This is a genomic window from Streptomyces sp. NPDC046915 (genome assembly GCF_040644935.1).
GTDB lineage: Bacteria > Actinomycetota > Actinomycetes > Streptomycetales > Streptomycetaceae > Streptomyces.
The window spans coordinates 453,078-474,255 of the sequence record NZ_JBEYXB010000005.1; the positions used below are offsets into that span (position 1 = coordinate 453,078).

Annotated in this window: 20 protein-coding genes; 7 read left to right on the forward strand and 13 right to left on the reverse strand. The window is 74.2% G+C overall.

Features of this window, described 5'->3' with window-relative positions; genetic code table 11:
• Positions 1-80: 80 nt before the first annotated feature.
• From ABZ915_RS16095 to ABZ915_RS16105, 3 genes are all read right to left on the reverse strand, one after another.
• Positions 81-707 carry a YigZ family protein gene (locus ABZ915_RS16095; RefSeq protein ID WP_361802164.1) on the reverse strand — a complete coding sequence of 209 codons (627 nt, stop codon included), beginning with the start codon at positions 705-707 and terminating at the stop codon, positions 81-83.
• Between the two features lie 62 nt (positions 708-769).
• Positions 770-1,312 (reverse strand): histidine phosphatase family protein, encoded by a 543-nt coding sequence (locus tag ABZ915_RS16100; RefSeq protein WP_361802167.1) that lies wholly within the window; start codon positions 1,310-1,312, stop codon positions 770-772.
• Positions 1,309-2,106, reverse strand: coding sequence for a hypothetical protein (locus ABZ915_RS16105; RefSeq protein WP_361802170.1), 798 nt, complete (start codon positions 2,104-2,106; stop codon positions 1,309-1,311). Before ABZ915_RS16105 ends, ABZ915_RS16100 begins: the two co-directional genes overlap by 4 nt.
• 175 nt (positions 2,107-2,281) lie before the next feature.
• On the opposite strand from ABZ915_RS16105, the gene ABZ915_RS16110 reads away from it, so the two are divergent.
• From ABZ915_RS16110 to ABZ915_RS16120, 3 genes are all read left to right on the forward strand, one after another.
• A complete protein-coding gene (locus tag ABZ915_RS16110; RefSeq protein ID WP_361802173.1) occupies positions 2,282-2,698 on the forward strand; it encodes a CoA-binding protein in 417 nt (138 codons plus the stop codon).
• 202 nt (positions 2,699-2,900) lie between these two features.
• Complete coding sequence (locus ABZ915_RS16115) at positions 2,901-4,538, forward strand: APC family permease (RefSeq protein ID WP_361802176.1); 1,638 nt, start codon at positions 2,901-2,903, stop codon at positions 4,536-4,538.
• Between the two features lie 81 nt (positions 4,539-4,619).
• Entirely contained in the window at positions 4,620-5,843 is a 1,224-nt protein-coding gene (locus ABZ915_RS16120) for a 4-hydroxybenzoate 3-monooxygenase (protein WP_361802179.1), read from the forward strand.
• A gap of 8 nt (positions 5,844-5,851) precedes the next feature.
• Here ABZ915_RS16120 and ABZ915_RS16125 read toward each other — a convergent pair whose 3' ends face one another.
• Entirely contained in the window at positions 5,852-6,211 is a 360-nt protein-coding gene (locus ABZ915_RS16125; protein ID WP_361802182.1) for a metalloregulator ArsR/SmtB family transcription factor, read from the reverse strand.
• A gap of 63 nt (positions 6,212-6,274) precedes the next feature.
• Here ABZ915_RS16125 and ABZ915_RS16130 point away from each other — a divergent pair, with 63 nt between their 5' ends.
• Positions 6,275-7,312, forward strand: a complete 1,038-nt coding sequence (locus ABZ915_RS16130) for a cation diffusion facilitator family transporter (RefSeq protein ID WP_361802185.1) — start codon at positions 6,275-6,277, stop codon at positions 7,310-7,312.
• A gap of 2 nt (positions 7,313-7,314) precedes the next feature.
• Here ABZ915_RS16130 and ABZ915_RS16135 read toward each other — a convergent pair whose 3' ends face one another.
• Both ABZ915_RS16135 and ABZ915_RS16140 read right to left on the reverse strand, forming a co-directional pair.
• On the reverse strand, positions 7,315-7,872 hold the full coding sequence (locus ABZ915_RS16135; RefSeq protein WP_361802188.1) for a YbaK/EbsC family protein: 558 nt from the start codon (positions 7,870-7,872) through the stop codon (positions 7,315-7,317).
• A gap of 44 nt (positions 7,873-7,916) precedes the next feature.
• A complete protein-coding gene (locus tag ABZ915_RS16140; protein ID WP_361802191.1) occupies positions 7,917-8,489 on the reverse strand; it encodes an XRE family transcriptional regulator in 573 nt (190 codons plus the stop codon).
• An 89-nt stretch (positions 8,490-8,578) separates the two neighbouring features.
• Between ABZ915_RS16140 and ABZ915_RS16145 the strand changes: the two genes are divergently transcribed.
• Complete coding sequence (locus ABZ915_RS16145; RefSeq protein ID WP_361802194.1) at positions 8,579-9,436, forward strand: DMT family transporter; 858 nt, start codon at positions 8,579-8,581, stop codon at positions 9,434-9,436.
• Between the two features lies 1 nt (position 9,437).
• Here ABZ915_RS16145 and ABZ915_RS16150 read toward each other — a convergent pair whose 3' ends face one another.
• Positions 9,438-10,208, reverse strand: a complete 771-nt coding sequence (locus ABZ915_RS16150) for an acyltransferase (RefSeq protein WP_361802197.1) — start codon at positions 10,206-10,208, stop codon at positions 9,438-9,440.
• 107 nt (positions 10,209-10,315) lie between these two features.
• On the opposite strand from ABZ915_RS16150, the gene ABZ915_RS16155 reads away from it, so the two are divergent.
• The gene (locus ABZ915_RS16155) at positions 10,316-10,846 is read left to right on the forward strand and encodes a gamma carbonic anhydrase family protein (RefSeq protein WP_361802200.1); all 531 of its coding nucleotides are present in this window, start codon (positions 10,316-10,318) and stop codon (positions 10,844-10,846) included.
• A gap of 23 nt (positions 10,847-10,869) precedes the next feature.
• Here ABZ915_RS16155 and ABZ915_RS16160 read toward each other — a convergent pair whose 3' ends face one another.
• Positions 10,870-11,520: a DedA family protein gene (locus tag ABZ915_RS16160; protein WP_361802203.1), complete on the reverse strand. Its 651-nt coding sequence runs from the start codon at positions 11,518-11,520 to the stop codon at positions 10,870-10,872.
• A 182-nt stretch (positions 11,521-11,702) separates the two neighbouring features.
• Here ABZ915_RS16160 and ABZ915_RS16165 point away from each other — a divergent pair, with 182 nt between their 5' ends.
• The gene (locus ABZ915_RS16165) at positions 11,703-12,680 is read left to right on the forward strand and encodes a lysylphosphatidylglycerol synthase domain-containing protein (protein ID WP_361802206.1); all 978 of its coding nucleotides are present in this window, start codon (positions 11,703-11,705) and stop codon (positions 12,678-12,680) included.
• A gap of 234 nt (positions 12,681-12,914) precedes the next feature.
• On the opposite strand, the gene ABZ915_RS16170 is transcribed toward ABZ915_RS16165, so the two are convergent.
• From ABZ915_RS16170 to ABZ915_RS16190, 5 genes are read right to left on the reverse strand one after another with little or no spacing between them, the layout of a single operon-like run.
• Entirely contained in the window at positions 12,915-14,000 is a 1,086-nt protein-coding gene (locus ABZ915_RS16170; RefSeq protein WP_361802209.1) for a class I SAM-dependent methyltransferase, read from the reverse strand.
• Positions 13,997-15,181, reverse strand: coding sequence for a glycosyltransferase (locus ABZ915_RS16175; protein WP_361802212.1), 1,185 nt, complete (start codon positions 15,179-15,181; stop codon positions 13,997-13,999). Before ABZ915_RS16175 ends, ABZ915_RS16170 begins: the two co-directional genes overlap by 4 nt.
• On the reverse strand, positions 15,178-15,984 hold the full coding sequence (locus ABZ915_RS16180) for an alpha/beta fold hydrolase (RefSeq protein ID WP_361802215.1): 807 nt from the start codon (positions 15,982-15,984) through the stop codon (positions 15,178-15,180). Before ABZ915_RS16180 ends, ABZ915_RS16175 begins: the two co-directional genes overlap by 4 nt.
• A gap of 3 nt (positions 15,985-15,987) precedes the next feature.
• Positions 15,988-16,308, reverse strand: a complete 321-nt coding sequence (locus ABZ915_RS16185) for a phosphopantetheine-binding protein (RefSeq protein WP_361802218.1) — start codon at positions 16,306-16,308, stop codon at positions 15,988-15,990.
• Positions 16,305-21,170 carry a beta-ketoacyl synthase N-terminal-like domain-containing protein gene (locus tag ABZ915_RS16190; protein WP_361802221.1) on the reverse strand — a complete coding sequence of 1,622 codons (4,866 nt, stop codon included), beginning with the start codon at positions 21,168-21,170 and terminating at the stop codon, positions 16,305-16,307. Before ABZ915_RS16190 ends, ABZ915_RS16185 begins: the two co-directional genes overlap by 4 nt.
• Between the last annotated feature and the right edge of the window lie 8 nt (positions 21,171-21,178).

Genomic DNA, 21,178 nt, shown 5'->3' on the forward strand with positions numbered 1-21,178 from the left:
CGCTAACGCCTGTCGGCCACTGATCCACCACAGACATCGAATTCCGTCCGCATCAGCTGCCATTCAGCCGGAAATGTCCGTTACGCGTCCCCGTAGGCCTCCCCGCCCAGTTCGAACGCGGCCGTGCCCGCCGTGGCGTCGGCCAGCCAGGCGCGGAAGGCGTCCACGTCGGCGTCCGGCAGGCCGATCTCGATGGTGACCGCCTCCCCGTAGCGCACGTCCCGCACCTCGCGTCCGGCCGTGTGCAGATCGTTCTGCACCTTGCCGGCCCGCTGGTGGTCGACGGTGACCGTGGCCAGCCGGAAGCGGCGCCGGGTGCGGGTGCCGACCGCGTCCAGGGCCTCGCCGACCGCGCCGCCGTAGGCCCGGATGAGGCCGCCCGCGCCCAGTTTGACCCCGCCGTAGTAACGGGTGACGACGGCGACGACGTACCGCATGTCGCGGCGCAGCAGCATCTGGAGCATGGGCACGCCGGCCGTGCCGCCCGGTTCGCCGTCGTCGCTGGCCTTCTGGACGGAGGCGTCGGCTCCGATGACGTACGCCCAGCAGTTGTGCGTGGCGTCCGCGCGCTCCTTGCGGACCGCGGCGACGAACTCCTGGGCCTCCTGCTCGGTGGCCGCCGGGGCGAGCGCGCACAGGAAGCGGGAGCGGTTGACCTCGGTCTCGTGCACGCCCGCGCGGGCGACTGTGCGGTACTCGTCCTGCATCCGGCCAGCCTATGCGCAGCCGCACGGGCGTTCCGCGGCCGGAGGTCCCGCGCCCGGAGGTCCTAGCCCTTCTTGCCCCGGGGCACCGTCAGCGAGGTCAGCAGGGCCGCGCCGGGGGTCAGGTCCCGCCAGGAGGGGCCGTACCAGGTGAGGTCCGCGATGGCCGAGGTCGGGAACTTCGTGCGGACCCGGTCCAGGGCGTCGTCCAGGTCTTCCCCGGCCAGTTCGAGCACCAGTTCCTCCAGGCCGGGATTGTGCCCGACGAGGAGCAGGGTGGCGACCTCGGGCGGCACCTCGCGCACGGACTGGAGCAGTTCCGGCACGTGGGCCGCGTACAGGTGCGGGTCGAACCGGACCGGGGGCGGGGTGCCCCACTGGGCCGAGGCGAGTTCCCAGGTCTGGCGGGCGCGTACGGCGGTGGAGCACAGGGCGAGGTCGGGCAGCGGGTCGGCCGCCGCGAGGGCACAGCCGGCGGCGGGCGCGTCGCGGCGGCCGCGCGGTGCCAGCGGGCGGTCGTGGTCGGGGACGCCCGACGGCCAGGCGGACTTGGCGTGCCGCAGGACGACCAGGCGGCGCAGCGGGCCGGCTCCCGCGCGGGCCGTCATGCGAGGCTCCCGAGATCGCGCACGAGGTCGAGGCCGAGGAGCCGGTCGGCGTAGGCGTACGTCTCGAAGCGGGCACCGTCCGGCAGGCCCGGCTCGGCCTCCACCCAGCGCAGCACGCGCAGCACGCCGGGTACGTCCAGATCGTTCTCCCAGGCGGTGCGCAGCCGCCCGCGCACCTCCTCGGGGACCGGACGCGACGGTTTCCTGGCCCAGCCGGCGACGGCCCGCCGCCAGCGCGCGAGGTCGCGGCCCGCCTCGTCGAGGGCGTCCGCGTCGAGCCGCAGGGACGTCGCGTGGGGCGCGGCGAGCAGGGCCAGGCGCAGGACGGCGGGATCGGAGACGCCCTCCAGGGCGTCTCCCCCGGGCGCCGTCCGCGCCGCGGGTCCGGTTCCGTGCCCCGGCGCGGTCACCGGAGCGACCCCCACCAGGACGGCCCCGTCGGCCGAGGACCCGCCGGCCGAGGATCCGCCGGCCGCCGTTGCCCGCTGCTGCGCCACGTGGATGACCTGCGCCTCGCCCAGCCCCGCCGCGAGGTCCTGGCCGTCCTCGAAGGGGCGGACGCCCAGGGTGGTGGCGGCCGCGCGGAGCTCCGCCTGCTGCCGGGCTCCGGTGAGGATGGCCCAGACGGGGTGGCCGCCGAGTTCCAGGGCGCGGACGAGGACGTCGGCGACCAGCAGCACGCGCAGGGCCGAGGCGTCGAGGCCCGAGGCGTGCGCCTGGACCCGGGTCAGGCCCCGCCGGGCGGGAGCGGCCTCGACGGGCTCACCGGTGCGGGAGTCGATGATGCGCAGCACGGCCCGAGCGTAGGCGGACGGACGGCCGTATGCAGGCACTTGGCCGCGATCCGGGACATTGTGGCGGGTATACCGGGCACCCGGGCGGGTCTTTCGGACAGTCCGGTGGGAATCACCGCCCGTCGGACGCCGTTTTCGCCGAGGACACCCACCCCGAGGCCCGAGGAGGCCGGACGTGTACGGCGACGCAGCGACCATCCGCAGGATCCTGTCCGAGCTCGGTGACACCTGGGCCGTCGTCGGCCTCTCGTCGAACCGGAGCCGGGCCGCGTACGGCGTCGCGGAGGTGCTGCGGCGCTTCGGCAAGCGTGTGGTGCCCGTCCACCCCATGGCGGAGACGGTGCACGGCGAGCCCGGCTACGCCTCCCTCGCCGAGATCCCGTTCGAGGTGGACGTGGTCGACGTCTTCGTCAACAGCGGCCTCGCCGGGCCGGTCGCCGACGAGGCGGTCGCCAAGGGCGCGAAGGCGGTCTGGTTCCAGCTCGGAGTGCTCGACGAGGCCGCGTACGAGCGGACCCGGGCGGCGGGACTGGAGATGGTGATGGACCGGTGCCCGGCGATCGAAATTCCCCGGCTGCGCCTGCCGTCTTGAGGTGTCTTACTCTCTTCTCACATTCCGTGTCTGAATACGAACATTCCGTGGCACCGTCTGACCTGTGCAAAGACTGGACCCGCAACGTTCCAGGTGAAGAGTCAAAACTTCGTAAGTAGTCTTTTGCTGTTTCGAACGCATCCCTAATCTATGGCGGCATTGCTCGTTAAACCTGCGTTCAGAAACTGAGAGGCCACTTGACATGGTGAATGTCGACCATGCTGTGCCGGAAGCCACGAAGGACTCCAGCGGTCTACGGAGGGACGTCGGGCTGATCGGACTGATGTGGGCCTCCGTGGGTTCCATCATCGGCTCCGGCTGGCTCTACGGCGCCGAGAAGGCGGTCGTGGTGGCCGGTCCCGCGGCGATCATCTCGTGGGTGATCGGCGCGGTCGCGATCGTCCTCCTCGCGCTGGTGCACGCCGAACTCGGCGGCATGTTCCCCGTGGCCGGCGGCACGGCCCGCTACCCGCACTACGCGTTCGGCGGCCTGGCCGGCATGTCCTTCGGGTGGTTCGCCTGGCTCCAGGCGGCGACCGTCGCCCCGATCGAGGTCGAGGCCATGATCGGCTACGCCGGTCACTGGAAGTGGGCCCAGGGCCTTCAGCACACCGACGGCACGCTGACGGCCAGCGGTCTGCTCACCGCCGTCGTCCTCATGGCGGTCTTCGTCGGCGTCAACTTCTTCGGCGTCCGCGCCCTGGCGCACACCAACAGCGCCGCCACCTGGTGGAAGATCGCCGTCCCGCTGGGCGCGATCTTCATCATCGCCGCCGGCAACTTCCACGGGTCGAACTTCACCTCGGAGGGCTTCGCGCCGTTCGGCGCCAAGGGCGTCCTCGGCGCCATCAGCTCCAGCGGCATCATCTTCGCGCTGCTCGGCTTCGAGCAGGCGATCCAGCTGGCGGGCGAGAGCCGCAACCCGAAGCGGGACCTGCCGCGGGCGACCCTCGGGTCCGTCGCGATCGGCGCGGTGATCTACATCCTGCTCCAGGTCGTGTTCATCGCCGCGCTGCCGCACGCCTCGTTCGCGCACGGCTGGGCCAAGCTCGACTTCGCGGGCATCAGCGGCCCGTGGGCGGGCCTGGCGACCCTGGTCGGCCTGGGCTGGCTGGGCTGGGTGCTCTACGTCGACGCGATCATCTCCCCCGGCGGCACCGGCCTGATCTACACCACCGCCACCTCCCGCGTCTCCTTCGGCCTGGCCAAGAACGGCTACGCGCCGAAGGCGTTCGCCAAGACCGACGCGCGCGGCGTGCCGTGGTTCGGCCTCATCATGTCCTTCGTGACCGGTGTGGTCTGCTTCCTGCCGTTCCCGAGCTGGCAGGAGCTGGTCGGCTTCATCACCTCGGCGAGCGTCCTGATGTACGCGGGTGCGCCGCTGGCGTACGGCGTCTTCGCCGACCGCCTGCCGAACCACGAGCGCCCCTACCGGCTGCCCGGCGGCAAGGTCATCTCCCCGCTGTCCTTCGTGGTCGCCAACCTGATCATCTACTGGGCCGGTTGGGACACCCTGTGGCGCCTGGCCTTCGCGATCGTCCTCGGCTACGTGCTGCTCGGCGGCTACGCCTGGTACGCCACCAGCAAGGAACTGCCCGACGCGCCCCGGCTCGACTTCCGCGCCGCGCAGTGGCTGCCGGCCTACCTGGTCGGCCTGGGCCTGATCTCGTGGCAGGGCGGCTTCGGCGGCCAGGGTCACATCCCCCTGTGGTGGGACATCCTGGTGGTGGCGGCCTTCTCCCTGGGCATCTACTACTGGGCCAAGGCGACCGCCTCGAAGCCCGAGGAGATCGAGCGCAGCATCGAGGAGGTCGTGGTCACCGACGCTCCGGCGCACTGACCCGGCCCCTGTACGCCCCTACGGTGTCCCGTCCGTCACGGCTCCCAGCCGTGGCTGACGGGACACCGTCATAATGCCCGGGTGACGCCCTCCTCCCCCCACGCCGACGCCCCGTCCGCCGAGCGCCGCCCGGTCGTCGTCGTGGGCGCCGGTCCCGCCGGACTCACCGTCGGCAACATCCTGCGCGCCGCCGCCGTCGACTGCGTGGTCCTGGAGACCGAGAGCCGGGAGTTCATCGAGACGAGACCGAGAGCGGGGATCGTCGAGGAGTGGGCGGTACGCGAACTCGGGCGGCGCCAACTGGCCGGGAACCTGCTCACGCGGGCGCAGGCGCACACCCGGTGCGAGTTCCGCTTCGACGGTGAACGGCACCGGTTCCCGTACACCGACCTGACGGGCCGGCACCACTACGTGTACCCCCAGCCGCTGCTGGTGACCGACCTGGTGCGCGAGTACGCCGACACCCGGGGCGGCGACATCCGCTTCGGCGTGCGGGACGTCCGGCTGCACGACCTGGACACCGGCCGGCCGTCGGTGTCGTACCTCTGCCCGCAGACGGACGAACGCCGGGTGATCCACTGCGAGTTCGTGGCGGGCTGCGACGGGGCTCGCGGGGTGACCCGGGACGCGCTGCCGTCCGGGCGGGCCCGGATCGCACGGCACGACTACGGCATCGGCTGGCTGGCGCTGCTCGCCGAGGCGCCGCCGTCCTCCGACTGCGTCGTGTTCGGCGTCCATCCGCGGGGGTTCGCCGGGCACATGGCCCGCGGCCCGGAGGTCACCCGCTACTACCTCCAGTGCCCGCCCGGCGACGACCCGGACAGCTGGGGACACGAGCGCGTCTGGGCCGAGCTGCGGGAGCGGCTCGGCGCGGCGGGGGCGCCACCGCTGACGGAGGGGCGGCTGATCGAGAAGCGCGTGCTGGACATGCACGACTACGTGGTGGAGCCCGTGGTGTCCGGGCGGCTGTTCCTCGCGGGCGACGCCGCGCACCTGACCGCGCCGATCGCGGCCAAGGGCATGAACCTGGCCCTGCACGACGCCTTCCTGCTGGGCGACGCGCTCGCCGCACGGCTCACCGAGGGCGACGAGGGCGGGCTGGACGGCTACTCGGCGGCGTGCCTGCGGCGGGTGTGGGACTACCAGGAGTTCTCGCAGTGGCTGTCGGACATCTACCACGGCGCCGCCTCCGGCGACCCCTACCGCGCGGGCACCACGCTGGCCCGGCTGCGGCGCCTGTTCACCTCCCCGGCGGCGGCAGCCGCGTTCGCGGAGCAGTACCTGGGTACGGCGGCGCGCTACTAGGGCACGTGTCAGTCGTGCGGCGGCCGGTCGCTGAGCCGGTGGTCCGCCACGTTCAGCGCCTCGTCGACGAGGCGGCGCAGATGCCCGTCGCGCAGTGAGTACACCACCCGGCGGCCTTCCTTGCGGGTGTTCACCAGCCCCGCGAGCCGCAGCCGGGCCAGGTGCTGGCTGACGGCCGGCCGGGCCGCCCCGCACGCCGCCGTGAGGGTCGTGACGTCCGCCTCCCCCTCCGTCAGGGCGTGCAGCAGCGCGAGGCGGGTGCGGTCGCCGAGCAGGGCGAGGAGTTCGGCGGCGAGCGCGAACTGTTCCTCGCCCGGACTGCGCGGGTGCGCATGCTGCGCAGGTGATAGGTGCATGCGTGCGCTCATACGCACATAATGGCCCTGTGGGCGGCCGTCCGTCCACCTCCAGCGCACCGGAAGGGGAACCCCGTGAGCGACCGGCATCACCACCATCACCATCACCACGAACACCCTCACCGTCCCTCGGTCCGCCACCGTCTCGCCCACCTCCTCACCCCCCACTCCCACGAGACCGCCGACAAACTCGACCCCGCGCTGGAGTCGAGCGCGCGCGGCATGCGCGCCCTGTGGGTGTCGCTGGCCGTGCTGGGCGGGACGGCACTGGTGCAGGCGGTCGTGGTGGCCGTCTCGGGGTCGGTGGCGCTGCTCGGCGACACGGTGCACAACGCCGCGGACGCGCTGACCGCCGTACCGCTGGCCATCGCCTTCGCGCTCGGCCGTCGCGCCCCCACGCGCCGCTTCACCTACGGATACGGGCGCGCCGAGGATCTCGCGGGCATCGCGATCGTGCTGACGATCGCCGCGTCCGCGGCCTTCGCCGCATGGGCGGCGGTGGACCGGCTCCTCGACCCGCGGCCCGTGGCGCACGTCCCGGCCGTCGCCGTCGCCGCCGTGGCCGGATTCGCGGGGAACGAGTGGGTGGCCCGGTACCGGATCCGGGTGGGCCGCGCGATCGGCTCGGCCGCGCTGGTCGCCGACGGTCTGCACGCCCGTACGGACGGGTTCACGTCACTGGCCGTGCTGGTCGGCGCCGGAGGGTCCGCGCTCGGGTGGCGGCTCGCCGACCCGCTCGTGGGGCTGGCGATCACGGCGGCGATCGGGCTGGTGCTGCGGGACGCGGCGCGTGAGGTGTTCCGGCGGGTGATGGACGCCGTCGACCCGGCGCTGGTGGACCGGGCCGAGCGGGCGCTCCGGGAGGTCGCGGGGGTGCGGGAGGTCGGCGAGCTGCGGCTGAGGTGGATCGGGCACCGGCTGCGCGCGGAGGTCGCGGTCGTGGTGGACGGCGAGGCGACGGTCCGGCAGGCGCACGCGGTCGCCGTCGAGGCCGAGCACGCCCTGCTGCACGCCGTGCCGAGGCTCACCGCGGCCCTGGTGCACGCGGATCCGGCGCCCGCCCCGGGCGAGACGGACCCGCATCTGCCGCTGGCCCACCACGTGACCGTCTGACGTCAGGCCACGCCCAGACCCTCCAGCACCACCGCTCCGGGCAGCTCGGCGAACGCCTTCCCCGGCACCAGCAGCTTGCCGCGCCGGCGTCCGCTGCCGACCAGGACGTACGGCAGGTCGACGACGGCCGAGTCCACCAGCACGGGCCAGCCGTCCGGGAGTCCGATCGGGGTGACGCCCCCGTACTCCATGCCGGTCTCCCCCGTCGCGGTCTCCATCGACGCGAAGGAGGCCTTGCGGGCGCCGAGCCGGCGGCGCACGACGCCGTTGACGTCGACCCGGGTGGTGGAGAGCACGACGCACGCGGCCAGGGTGCTCTCGCCGCCCCGCTTGCCCGCGACGACCACGCAGTTGGCCGACTGCTCCAGCAGCTCGCGGCCGTAGTGCTCGACGAAGACGGCGGTGTCGGCCCACTGCGGATCGGTGTCGACGTAGACGATCCGGTCGGCGGGGACGCTGCCGCGCCAGTCGCGTACGGCGTCGGCGACCGGGCGGGTCAGTTCGTCCAGGCAGTCAGGAGCGGGCATGGCGGTGTCGAAGTGTCCGATGGGTGCGCGCATGGCCGCACGCTAACAGCCGCGAGGCGGGGGGGCGGCCGGGCAGCTCAGGGGACGGGCGGCACCGAGACCGCCATCACCAACTCCATCGGCACGTCGCCGGTGTTGGCGTACGTGTGGGACGTGTTGGCCTCGAAGGAGGCGCTCGCGCCGGCCGGGACGCGGTACTCCGTGCCGTCGACGGTGAGGGTCAGCTCCCCGGCCGTGACATGGAGGAGTTCGACCGTGCCCGCGGGGTGCGGGTCGGAGGAGCTGTGCTCGCCCGGCATCAGGCGCCAGTCCCAGATCTCCAGCGGTCCGGGGGCCTCGGTGCCCGCGAGGAGCCGGTTGTAGCTGCCCGCGTCCGTGTGCCAGAGCCGTACGGCCTGCTCGGCGGGGACGATCCGGACCTTCGGACCCTGCTCGTACTCGAGCAGGGTGGTGATGCTGACGCCGAGCGCGTCGCCGATCTTGACGACGGTGCCGAGGCTGGGGTTGGTGCGGGCCTGCTCGATCTGGATGAGCATGCCGCGGCTGACGCCGGCCCGGGCGGCCAGCACGTCCAGGGTGAAGCCGCGCACCGCGCGCCAGTGCTTGACGCTGCGCGCCAGGGACTGGGTCAGCAGGTCGAGGTCCGACACATTCCGTCCAATATTCTGGATGACAGGGTTCACTGCACTGAACTACGGTGGGTGTACCGATTGTTCACCGAACTGTACTGCGAGGGCCCGTGACCGCATTCTTCGCCCTGGCCACCAGCCTCCTTTGGGGCCTGGCCGACTTCGGCGGCGGGCTGCTGACGCGGCGCAACCCCGCGCTGACGGTCGTCGTGCTGTCCCAGGCGATCGCGGCCGTGGTGCTGGGCGCGGTCGTGGTCGCGACGGGCGGCTGGAGCGAGGCCGGTCCCCGGCTGTGGTTCGCGTTCGCGGCGGGCCTGGTCGGTCCGGTCGCACTGCTGTCCTTCTACAAGGCGCTCGCTCTGGGGCCGATGGGCGTCGTGTCGCCGCTCGCCACCCTCGGCGTCGCCGTGCCCATCACCGTCGGCCTGTTCCTGGGTGAGCGTCCGGGCCCGGCTCAGGTCGCGGGCATCGCGGTCGCCGTCATGGGCGTCGTCCTCGCGGGCGGGCCGGAGCTGCGCGGCGCGCCCGTGCAGCGGCAGGCGATCCTGCTCACGCTGGTCGCGGCGCTCGGCTTCGGCACGGTGTTCGCGCTGATCGCGGAGGCCTCGACCACCGTCACCGGCCTGTTCCTCGCGCTGTTCGTGCAGCGCGTGACGAACGTCGTCGCGGGCGGCGCCGCGCTGTACGTCTCCGTCAGGCGGGGCGCCCCCGCCCTCCCGGCGGGCGGCTTCCCCTGGGCCGCCGTGCCGGCGCTCGCCTTCGTCGGGCTCGCGGACGTGGCGGCCAACGGCACCTACTCGGTCGCCGCCCAGCACGGTCCGGTCACCGTGGCCGCGGTGCTCGCCTCGCTCTACCCGGTGGTGACCGCGCTGGCCGCCCGGGGCTTCCTCCGCGAGCGCCTGCGCGCCGTCCAGGCGGCGGGCGCGGGCCTCGCCCTGCTGGGCACCCTGTTGCTGGCGACGGGCTGACTCAGCTCTCGGTCTCCAGCTCGGCGAGCCGGGCCACGTCCTGCTCGTCCAGGTCCGCCAGGGCCAGCAGCTGGTCCGGGGTGACGCCTTGCGGGATCGGCACCGGGGGCGGGGTCCGAAGCGGTGGCTGCCAGCCGTCGGCGGGGGTCCAGCGTCGCACGACCCGGGCGGGCGCGCCGGCCACCACGGCGTGGTCGGGCACGGTCCCCCGGACCACCGCCCCGGCGGCCACGACCACGTTCCGGCCGATCCGCGCGCCCGGCAGGATCACCGCGCCGGTGCCGATCCAGCACCCCGGACCGATCTCCACCGGCTCCATCCGCGGCCACTGCCTGCCGATGGGCTCGTGCGGGTCGTCGTAGGAGTGGTTGGTGGACGTGACGTACACGTACGGGCCGAAATAGCAGTCGCTGCCGATCGTGACCGTCGTATCGGCGATGACGTGGCTGCCACGGCCGAGCACGACCCCGTCGCCGAGGCGCAGGATGGGCTCGGGGCCGAGGTCGAGGTCGGGCATGAGGCCCGCGGTCAGGGTGACCTGCTCGCCGATGATGCAGTGGGCGCCGAGGTGGATCCAGGGTTCGCCGAAGACGGTGCCCAGGGGGAAGGCGAGCCTGGTACCCGTTCCCATGGCGCCGAAGCGCAGCCGTCCGGGGTGCTCGGCGGTCACCGAGCCCGTGCGCTGCACCCACGCCCAGCCCGCGTGCACGGCGCGCTGGAGGAGGCCGCGCCGCCAGGAAGAGAACGAGAACGTGTTCTTGGGCTTGGGCACCCGCTCACGGTACTCAGCGCGCGGTCCGCCCAAGAGGCCGGAAGGCTGTGATCTTCGCCCCACCGGGTGGCGTACGGTGCGGAGGTGGCGACGACGAGGAGAAGGCGATGACGCACAAGGCGTTGATCACGGGCATCGGCGGCAAGGAACCGAGGATCGACCCCGAGGCGTTCGTGGCGCCCACGGCGTCCGTGATCGGGGACGTGACGCTGGAGGCCGGGGCGAGCGTCTGGTACGGGGCGGTGGTGCGCGGGGACGTGGAGCGGATCAGCGTCGGGGCGAGCGCGAACGTACAGGACAACGTGACGCTCCATGCCGACCCCGGCTTTCCGGTCAGTGTCGGGCAGCGGGTGTCCATCGGGCACAACGCCGTGGTGCACGGGGCGACCGTCGAGGACGACTGCCTGATCGGGATGGGGGCGACCGTGCTCAACGGGGCCGTGATCGGAGCGGGCTCGCTGGTCGCCGCGCAGGCGTTGGTGCCGCAGGGGATGGTGGTGCCGCCGGGGTCGCTGGTGGCCGGGGTACCGGCGAAGGTGAAGCGGGAGCTGACGGAGGAGGAGCGTCAGGGCGTGACGCTCAACGGCACGATGTACGCGGAGCTGGCGAAGGCGCACCGGGACGTGCACCAGGGCTGAACCCGAGGGCCCTGTCCCGGTCCTCAGTCGTTGGCCGGGACGGGCTCCGGCTCGGCTTCCCGCTTCTCGGCCGCCGCCTTCTTCGCCTTGCGCCTGATCACCAGCATCGAGGTCAGACCGATCAGCAGCGCCACCACCAGGCCCAGGTACGAGAAGCGCTTGAGCCAGTCCTCGGCGACCACTCCCACGTAGTAGACGACCGCGGTGGTGCCGCCCGCCCAGCAGATGCCGCCGAGGACGTTGGCGATCAGGAACTTCCAGTACGGCATGTGCAGGACACCGGCGAGCGGGCCGGCGAAGATGCGGAGCAGGGCGACGAAGCGGCCGAAGAAGACCGCCCACATGCCCCACTTCTCGAAGGACCGCTCGGCGGTGGCGACATGGCCCTCGCTGAAGTGCCTGGGGAACTTGCTGCCCAGCCAGGCCAGCAGCGGGCGGCCGCCCTTGCGGCCGATCGCGTAACCGATGGAGTCGCCGATGACGGCGCCGGCCGTCGCGCACGCGCCGAGCACGACGGGGTTGATGCCGGAGTGGTGGGAGGACATCAGGGCCGCCGAGACCAGGACGATCTCACCGGGCAGGGGGATGCCCAGGCTCTCCAGACCGATCACCAGGGCCACCACGGCGTAGACGGCGGCCGCGGGCACCGAGTCGAGCCATTCCTGGACGTGCACCGCCGGTTCCTCCCCTGTCGGTCCTCACTGCTGCGGACGTCACCCGACGGCGCGCCCCCTGTGAAGGCTACCGGTTCGCCGCCGGACGGTGGCGCCCGTGCGCGCGGCCGTGGCACCGATCCGCCGACGCTGCGTCGATTCCCGGACATCCGGGCGACACACGAGCCGGGAAGCACCCTGCCGTGTCCTCCCTCCGGCTCGACGCGCCCGCGCCCCCGGTGTCCCCCGCCCCGGCCCGCCCGCTGCGGCTGGCTCTGTGCCTCTGTCCCCTGTTGCTGGTGGTGGTCTGGGGGCTGACGAATCGTTCCCTCGCCCAGGAGGGAGCCGTCCGGCTGGCCCGGGCGGACCCCTGGTGGCTGCTGGTCGGAGGCGGGTGCACCTGCCTGGGCTGGGTCGCCGCCGCGTGCGTACGGCAGGGCGCCGTGCCGGACCGGCTGCCTCCGGGGCTGCTGCTGGCCTCGCAGTTCGCCGCGGGGGCCGCGAACCACGCGCTGCCCGGCGGGATCGGCGCGCACCTGGTGACCCTGCGCTTCCTGCGCGGGCGGGGCGTTCCGCCCGCCCGGGCCACGGCCTCGATCGCCCTGTACTCGCTGGCTAAGACCGCCGCGAAGACGCTGGTGCTGCTGGTGTTCCTGCTGGTCTTCCAGGACACACCGCTGCTCGACGTGATCGTCCCGGACGGGCCGCCGCCGCTGCCGGTCCTCGCCGTGGCGGTCACCGGTGTCGCGGCGGCGGGCGTGCTCGTCACGGTCGTACGTCCCCTGCGGCGCCCGGTGACGGGGCTGCTGCGCACCGCCCTGGCCGACGCGCGGCAGTTGCACACCCGGCCCGGCCGGGTGCTCGCTCTGTGGGGCGGGGCCACCGCGATGCCGCTGCTGCAAGGCTGTGTGCTCGCCTCGGTCGCGGCGGCGCTCGGGCTGGCGGTGCCGTGGGGCCAGGTGGTGTTCGCCCACCTGGCCGCGGGCACCGCCGCCGGGGCCGTACCCGCGCCCGGTGGTCTCGCGGTGGACGCGGCGCTGGTGTTCTCCCTCGCGGCATGCGGCGCCCCGGTGGCCGCGGCCACCGCGACCGTGATCGGCTACCGCGTACTCACCGACTGGCTGCCACTGCTGCCGGGCACGCTGGTGCTGTCGGCTCTGATCCGCGCCAAGGTGCTGTGAGCGCCGGTCACCCGCGCCGGTCACGTGGACGCGGCGGGCGCGTCTGCCGCCCGGACACCTGCTCGGGGGCGGTCGGCGCCGGTGCTGCAACATCGTCGCGGACGGCCGTCGCAGACCTCTCCCGCGCTTGCCGTGCCGGCCTCACTTCGCGGGCTGCGAGGCCGCGGCCCCCGCGTGCGCGGGCGCGCGAACAGGCCGGGTGTTCGGTCGGTGAGCGCCGGTCACCCGCGGCGGTCACTCGCGGCGGGCGACCAGACGGTAGGCGTTGGACAGGCCGAGGCGGTGGGACAGGGGCCGTACCGCGAAACGGTCGAGGAGCGTGGCCGCGAGGAACACCGGTATGCCCGCGAGAAGGACCGAGGTGCGCAGGACGCGCCGGAGGGCACCCGGCGGCTCGGGCAGCCAGGGGGCGTCCTCGCGCGGCGCGATGTGGTCCAGGGCCAGCCAGACGGCGGCGAGCAGGTCGACCGGGTCGTGCGGCTCGGCGTGCTGTTCGGCGACCACGGTGAAGCCCAGCTCGGTGAGCCGCCGGCGCAGATTGCCGACCGGCACCAGGTGCAGGTGCTGCGGCTGGAGCCAGGGCAGCCACCAGCGGCCGAGGAGGCGGGCGTAGCGGCTCTCGGGGTCGGGGACCTCGATGAGCAGGTGGCCGCCGGGGCGGACGGCCTGGTGGGCGGCGCGCAGTTCGCGGTCGGGGTCGGTGCTGTGCTCCAGGTAGTGGAACATGCTGACGACGTCGTAGCGGGCGGTGAGGTCGCGGGCGAGCTCCGGGAAGGCGCCGCGGTGGCCGTGCTCGACGCGGCCCTCGCGTTCGGCGATCTCCACGCCGTCGGTGAAGTCGAGGCCGTCGAACGTCGTGCCGGGCAGCACCTCGCGGGCGGCGGCGCAGAAGTGGCCGTGGCCGGTGCCGACGTCGAGCCAGTTCTTCGGGGTGGGGTCGTGCGGCAGCATCGACTCGGCGCGGCCCCGGTACATGCCGGTGCGGCCGCCGAAGGTCCCGCCCATGCGCTGTTCGCCGAGGCCGTCGTAGAAGTCGCGGTAGTAGAACTCCAGGCCCGTCTGGTTCAGCGCCGGGTTCTGGAAGGTGTGCCCGCAGGCCTCGCAGCGGTCGAGGACGAAGCGGCCCGGCTTGTGCTGGAGCAGGTCGGTGGTGCGCAGCCGGGTGGTCAGACGGTCCGAACGGCACCACGGGCAGGTGGTGCGGCGGGGCGCGAGGAAGCGGTCCACGCCGTCGGCCAGGTCGGCCTGGTAGGCGGGGCGCAGCGCGGCGACCCGGGCGGCGCGGTCCGCGCGGTCTGCGCCTGGCGTTTCGTTGCTCATCGGCTCTCCTCCGGGCGTGCGTCGGCGGCCAGTCGCTCGAGGTGGGCCGCGGCGGCGGGGGCGCCGCCGGCCGCCCGGAAGGCGGCGCGGACACGGCCGGCGGCGGTGCGGTGGGCGGGTTCGAGCAGGACGGCGTCGAGTGCCGGGCCCAGCCGGGCCGCGGTGACCCGGCCGAACCGCACCCGGACGCCCGCTCCGGCGGCGGCGACCTGGGCGGCCACCACGGGCTGGTCGTCGCGGATGGGGGCGACGACGAGCGGGACGCCGTGCCAGAGGGCCTCGCAGACGGTGTTGTGCCCGGCGTGGCACACCACCGCGTCGACTTCTTCCAGGAGCGGGAGCTGGGGCACGGAGGGCAGGACCAGGACGTCCTTGTCGTCGCCGGACTTCGGCAGGGTGCCGCCGGGATCGGCCACCACCGCCTGCACCGTGCCGGCCCGCTCCCGCAGCGCGCTCACGCACTCGGCGAGGAAGCGCCCGCCCACGTCGGCGTTGGCGGTGCCGAGGGTCACCAGGACCTTGGCCCGGCCGGGATCCAGCCACTCCCAGGGGAAGCCGGGCGTGGCGGGGCGGTCGGCGATCGAGGGGCCGACGTAGTGGATGTGGTCGCCCCGGGCGGCGGACGGGCCGGCGAGTTCGGGGGTGCTGAAGGCCAACAGCAGGTGGGGCGAGAAGCGCGGGTCGGTGTCACCGGCCGGGTCGCCGACGCGGGCGCGCAGTTCGCCGAGCCTCGCCCGGAGCCAGTCGGCGACCTTGGGGATGCCGTCGTAGGCGCCGGTGAGTTCGGCCGAGGTGGTGGCGGAGGTGGCCCAGCGCAGGCCGAGGCGCTCGGCCACCAGGGCTCCGGCGAAGGTCTGCTGGTCGGCGACGACGACATCGGGCCGGAACTCCCCGACGGCCGCCCGCACGCCGGGAGCCATCGCGTCCGCGAGCGGCAGCAGGTACCCCTCCCACAGGTACTTCAGCGCCTCCGGCCCCCGCAGCTCCGGCGGGCGCGCGCCCGGGGCGGGTCCCGCACAGGGCAGGACGACGGCCTCCGGGCCCGCGAGCCGCCGTACCAGCGCGGGATCGGCGCACGCCCAGGCCACCCGGTGGCCGCGCGCGGCGAGCCCCACGGCGACGCCCACCGTGGGGTTGATGTGCCCGACCAGGGGCGGTACGACGAACAGGAACCCGCTCACCGGACGGCCTCGGCGCCCGCCGAGCGGATCAGGTCCAGGACGTGCCCGCCGACCGCCCCGGCCGCCTCCACCAGCACGGAGTGCTCGTGTCCGGGCAGCACGACGGACCGGAAGTCCGCGAGCAGGGCCTCCTTCAGCGGCAGCAGTTCCACCACGTCCGAGTCGCCGCCGTAGACGCCGAGGACGGGGCAGCGTACGGCCCTGATCTCGGGCTCGGTGAGCACCCGGCTGGCAGGGACGTCCCGGCCGAGGGTGGTCTCCCGGGCCAGTCGTCCGGCGCCCCGGGCGAGACGGGCGGTGTGGTGGCCGCGGTTGGCGCTGATCCAGGCGATCGTGTCGGGCTCGTTGTGGGTCAGCTCGGAGACCACCCGGTCCAGGATGCCGCGCAGCTTCGCCGCCCAGGCCGCGGTCGCCGGCTCGGACTCGATCAGGGCGAGGCTGGCGACCCGCTCCGGATGGCGGGCGGCGTAGCCGAAGGCGATGGTGCCGCCGTAGGAGTTGCCGACCAGATGGACGGGGCCGGTGATGCCCAGCCGGTCGAGCAGCGCCTCCAAGTCGTCGATGTTGTGGTCGAGGGTGTAGCCGGCCGGCGGTCGTTCACTGCGGCCGTGGCCGCGCAGGTCGTACATGACGACGTCGACGCCCGCCGCCGCGAACCGCGGGGCCACCGTGAAGTAGTAGCTGGCCAGGCTGTCGGTGAGCAGGCCGTGCACGAGCACGGCGGTGGCGACCGGGGCGCGGCCGTCCTCGGGGCCCATTCTCTGCACGTGCAGCCGGATGTCGCCGGCGTCGACCATGGCCATCCGTCAGCCCGCCTCCGCGGCCTTCAGGCTCTGCACGACGTGCTCGACGAGCCTGCCGACGGTGAGCTCGATGATCTCCTCGAACTCCATGCCGGCCAGGAACTCGGCGAAGTTGACCCGGTTCCCGTAGTGCTCCTTGAGCAGACCCGCGAGGGCCACGAGATCGATGCTCTCCAGTTCGAGATCGCGGTTGAACGTGGTGTTCATGCCGATCTCGAGGTCCTCGTCGCCGTACTCCTCCAGCAGGGTCAGGAGCAGCGCCCTGATCTCGGCGAGCACCACCTCCTCGTCGGCGTGCCCGGTGGTCGGCTCCGTGGGATTCATCGCTCCTGCTCCTCTTCGTCGTCGCCCGCCGGTCCCGTCGTCCAGGCCACGACGTAGTCCCGGGCCGGCAGTGCCGGGGGATTGCTGACCGGTGCCAGGCGCACCGTGTAGACGCGTTCCAGGCGGCCCGAGACCAGCAGCCGGTCTCCGGCCGGTGCCGCGTGGAAGACGGCGAAGTCCCGGGGGCGCCCGCCGAATCCGGTGCCCTCCGCCTTGGCGACGGCTTCCTTGGCGGCCCAGAACCGGGTGAACCACAGCGCCGTGTCCCCCGCCTCGGACAGGGTGTGCAGCAGCCGGAGTTCGTCCGTGCCGAGGGCGGCGGCGAGGGCCGCCGGGTCCCGTTCGGTGACCTCTTCGATGTCGATGCCGGGTCCCGGGCCGGGCTCGTGCGGCCGTACGATCGCCACGCCCGCCTCGGCCCGGTGGGCCAGCGAGACGTCCAGCGCGGGCAGGGTGCGGCCGTGGACGCCCGTGACGTACGGGCGGCCCAGGTCGTCGTTGCGGACGCGGATCTCCGCCGGGAAGACCGGCCCCTCGCCCTGCTCCCAGAGCCATCGCCGTACGGCGTCCTTGACCGCGATCCGGCCGAGCAGCCACTGCCTGCGGCCGCGCGGCGCGTGCTCGGCGTACTCCGCTCGCTCCGGGCCGCCCAGCGAGTTGCGCATGATCAGCTCGCGGGAGGCGAGGTCCGGCCACCGCTCGTGGAGCAGTGACCAGCCGCCGGGCCGGGGCTCGGAGAGGGTGTTGCGCTCGGGGAAGCGCTCGACCGGGCGGGTCTGCGGGTCGTTGTCGAAACGGCGGTCCTGCCAGCCGGTCAGCAGGGCCCACACCCGCCCGGCGACGGTCAGTTCCACGTCCGCCTCGAGGACGGTGTCGGTGAGCGAGGTGATCCGCACCAGGCACTCGACCTTCGTGCCGGGGGCCGGGTGCGGTCCGTGGAACCGCATGTGCCGCATCTGGACGGGGAACACGACGGTCCGCTCGGTCCGGGTCGCCATGATCCAGTAGCCGAGGATCTGGCCCACGTTGTCGAGCAGGGCGCCGGGGGCGGAGGGGGTGGTGATGACCCCGCGTACGTGCCGGTCGCCGATGCCGGTGAGCTCGGTGACCCCCTGGAACGCCGGTCCGTGGAACATCCAGCGCTCGGTGTAGAGCTGCGCGGCGGTGTGGTCGGGGGCGCGTTCCGGGGTGGGGTGGGCCGTGCGTGTCGCGGGTGGTGCGGGGTGCCGGCCGGCCAGTTCGACGACGGCGCGGGCCGTGGGGCCGAAGGAAACGGCGAGGCGGTGCGGGTCGTCCGGGGTGCGGGTGACGGTGACCGGGACGTCGACGGGTGGTGTGGCGGTCAGCCACCGGTCGAAGCGCGCCCCGTGCACGGCGACCGCCCGCATGCCGGGTGACGCCTGCTCCGCCGCGTCCATCATGTGCCGCACGATCGTGGTCGCCGGGACGACCGGCCACCGGTCGGCCACGTCCGGCCAGCCGGGGCGCTGCGGGAAGAAGCAGTGGTCGAGGAGGTGGGGCATGGTGTCCGGGGACACGCGGACGGTGGTCCGCCAGGTGGCCGGGGGGACGGCCGTCTGGTCGGCGACCGCGGGTGTGCGGCGTCCTCCTTCGGCGTGACTGGCATGCGCTCGCATGCGAGCGGGGGCCTGCCCGGTGGCCGCTGGGACCCGGGTGTCGACGGCGGTGCCGGGGCTGGCGCCGGTCGCAGACGGGGGCGAGTGGTGTCCATGGCCACCCGTCGCGATGAGTTCGGCCGCCGCGTGCGCGGTGTCGCGCAGGAGCGCGTTCAGTTCGGCGGCGGCCGGAAAGCGTTCGGCCACGGCGTCCAGCGGGGACGGCAGACCGGCGGCCGGGGTCGGGCCGGCGCCGGTCAGATCTCGTGTCTCCCTCGCGGGAGGCGTCGCGTGCAACTCCGCGCGCAGTGCGGTCAGGGCCGGACCGTCGAGGGACACCAGCGCACCGCCCAGGTCCAGCCGGACCGGCGGACGGTGCGGCCGGACGGCGGGCGCGGGGGCGCCCGGCCGGGGCAGTGCCGGTGCCACCGGCGCGCCCGCCGTCCACAACGCCGTCGCCGTCCGGCGGAGTTGGGCGAGGCCCGTGCGGTGGGGCGAGTTCGCGGCGACGACCAGGTGATCGCGGTCGCCGAGGGTGTCGTCGATCAGGGAGGCGAGCCGGCCGGGGCCCACCTGGACGAAGGCGCGGTGCCCGGCGTCGTACAGGGCTCCGACGAGCTCGCGGAAGCGGACGGGTTCGAGCAGATGCCGCAGGAAGAGTGCGCGCACGGCGGCCTCGCCCGCCGGGAAGGGTGCCGCCGTGGTCCCGGACCAGACGGGGATGGTGGGCGGATGGAGCCGGAAGCGGTCGGCGGCTTCCTTGATGGGCGCCAGGTAGGGCTCCAGCATCGGTGTGTGGAACCCGGACCGGAAGGGCAGCACCTGGCACAGCACGCCCCGGGCGCGGAAGGCCCGGACGAACTCGCCGACCGCCGTGTCCGGCCCACACACCATCGACTGGCTGGGCGCGTTGTCGTGGGAGAGCACGATCCCGGCGTCCGCCCAGCCGTCGGCGAGGGCGGCGGCGACCTGCGCTGCGGGGGCGCCGACGGCACCGAAGGCCAGGCCCGGAACGGTCACCGTGTCCGGGTCGAACCCGGCCATGAACGCGTCGACCTCGGCACCGGAGTACAGCCCGGCCACCGCCATCGCGGTCCATTCGCCGACGCTGTGACCGGCCACCGCGTCCGGCACGACGCCCATGCTGCGCAGCGCCGCGTCGAGGAGCCGGCCCACGCCGACGACACCGGCACCGTGCCGGCCCACGTCACCGACCCGCAGTTCCTCGGCCGGGGCCCCGGGAAGCCGGGGCAGGCCGAAGTGGGCGGCGATGTCGTCGACGCGGGGCGTGAACTCGGCCTCCAGGCCGGGGAAGACGAAGGCGAGTCGCCCCTGGCCGGGCCCGAGGAGCGGTCGGCTCCGGAACCAGACGTCGCTGCGGCCCTGCCAGGCCCGGCCCTTGCCGACCGCCCGCCGGGCCAGCGCCAGCCGCTTGGCGGTCGGATCGACGATGCCGAGCCGCACCGGGCCGGCGTCGGGGTGCGTCCGGTCGCTGTCGAGTCCGGAGCCGAGTACGGCGGAGTCGTCCGGGGCGAGGAGCGCGGCGAGCCCCTCCGGGTGGTCGGCGGCGAGCAGGAGCACACGCTCGGGTTCGGTGACCCGGACGGTGGTGCGCGGGGGCCCACCCACGGCCCGCACCGAGCCCTCGGGCCGGTCGGCGCGCTCGACGGCACGGACGCCCTCGCCTCCCACGGTCCCAACGGTGCCGGCAGCGGCAGCGGAGCCGCCCACCACACCCGCCCCTCGGCCCGCCGGCTCACCGACGCGAGCGGGGGCGCGGAGGTCGCCTCCCGCCATGGCCGGCGCCGTGTGCCCGCTGGGAGGCTCCTCCAGCACCACGTGGGCGTTGATCCCGCCGAAGCCGAACGCGTTCACCGCGGCCCGGCGTACCGGCCGGTCCGGGGTGGTGTCCCAGGGCACCGCCTTCCCGAGGGGCCGGAAGCGGGTGCGGGCGAGCGCGGGGTGGGGGTCGTCGCAGTGCAGGGTGGGCAGGAGCGTGCCGTGGTGGACGGCCAGGGCGGCCTTGACGAGGCCGGCCACTCCCGCGGCGGGCATGGTGTGGCCGATCATCGACTTCACCGAGCCGAGCACGGCGCGGTCCTCACCGTCCGGCGCGCCGGGGTCTCCCCGGCCGAACACCTCGGCCAGCGTGGCCAGTTCGGCCGCGTCCCCGGCGGGGGTGGCGGTGCCGTGCGCCTCCAGCAGGCCGACCGCGCCGGGGGCGGCCGGGTCGAGGCCGGCGGCCCGCCAGGCCTGGCGTACGGCGTGCGCCTGGCCGCCCGGGTCGGGGTTGACGAGACCGGACGTACGGCCGTCGCTGGCCACGCCCGTGCCCCGGATCACCGCGTAGACGCGGTCGCCGTCGCGCTCGGCGTCGGCGAGACGCTTGAGGACGACCACGCCCGTGCCCTCGCCGATGAGGATGCCGTCGGCGTCCCGGTGGAAGGGGCGGCTGCGCTGGCTCGGGGAGAGGGCGCGCAGTTGGGAGAACACGCTCCACAGGGTGATGTCGTGGCAGTGGTGCACTCCCCCGGCCAGCATCAGGTCGCAGCGTCCGGCGGCGAGTTCACCGACCGCCTGGTCGACGGCGACCAGCGAGGAGGCGCAGGCCGCGTCCACGGTGTAGGCGGGGCCGCGCAGGTCGAGCCGGTTGGCGATGCGGGAGGCCGCCAGGTTGGGCACCAGACCGATCGCGGACTCGGGGCTCTGCGGCCCCAGCCGTTCGGTGAACGCCTCCCGGACCCGGCCCAGTTGGTCCGGTGTCAGGTCGGGCAGCAACTCGCCCAGGGTGCGTACGAGTTGTCCGGCCGTCCGGACCCGCTGGTCGAGCCGGACCAGGCCGGGGGTGAGGTAGCCGCCCCGGCCCAGGACGACGCCGACGCGGTGCCGGTCGGGCAGCCGGTCCGCGCCGCCCGCGTCGGCGAGCGCGGCGGCGGCCACGTGCAGCGCGATCAGCTGGTCCGGCTCGGTGCCCGCCACCGAGGCGGGCATGATGCCGAACCGGGTGACCTCCACCTCGGCCAGGCCGTCCACGAACCCGCCGCGCCGGCAGTACACCTGGTCGGCGACGGCGGGCCCGGTCGCGGCCGAGGGACGGTAGTAGTCGGCGTCCCAGCGGCCCTCGGGCACCTCGCCGATCGCGTCCACGCCGTCGCGCAGGTTGTGCCAGTAGGCGTCGAGGTCGGCGGCGCCGGGCAGCAGGACCGCCATTCCCGTGATCGCCACCGGGGTTTGACGCTCCGTCATGTCGGTCA

Bases quoted from the DNA above. Each gene is read 5' to 3' on its own strand.
- ABZ915_RS16095 (WP_361802164.1), bottom strand. From the start codon at position 707: ATGCAGGACGAGTACCGCACAGTCGCCCGCGCGGGCGTGCACGAGACC.
- ABZ915_RS16100 (WP_361802167.1), bottom strand. From the start codon at position 1,312: ATGACGGCCCGCGCGGGAGCCGGCCCGCTGCGCCGCCTGGTCGTCCTG.
- ABZ915_RS16115 (WP_361802176.1), top strand. From the start codon at position 2,901: ATGGTGAATGTCGACCATGCTGTGCCGGAAGCCACGAAGGACTCCAGC.
- ABZ915_RS16125 (WP_361802182.1), bottom strand. From the start codon at position 6,211: ATGAGCGCACGCATGCACCTATCACCTGCGCAGCATGCGCACCCGCGC.
- ABZ915_RS16135 (WP_361802188.1), bottom strand. From the start codon at position 7,872: ATGCGCGCACCCATCGGACACTTCGACACCGCCATGCCCGCTCCTGAC.
- ABZ915_RS16155 (WP_361802200.1), top strand. From the start codon at position 10,316: ATGACGCACAAGGCGTTGATCACGGGCATCGGCGGCAAGGAACCGAGG.
- ABZ915_RS16170 (WP_361802209.1), bottom strand. From the start codon at position 14,000: ATGAGCAACGAAACGCCAGGCGCAGACCGCGCGGACCGCGCCGCCCGG.
- ABZ915_RS16180 (WP_361802215.1), bottom strand. From the start codon at position 15,984: ATGGCCATGGTCGACGCCGGCGACATCCGGCTGCACGTGCAGAGAATG.
- ABZ915_RS16185 (WP_361802218.1), bottom strand. From the start codon at position 16,308: ATGAATCCCACGGAGCCGACCACCGGGCACGCCGACGAGGAGGTGGTG.
- ABZ915_RS16190 (WP_361802221.1), bottom strand. From the start codon at position 21,170: ATGACGGAGCGTCAAACCCCGGTGGCGATCACGGGAATGGCGGTCCTG.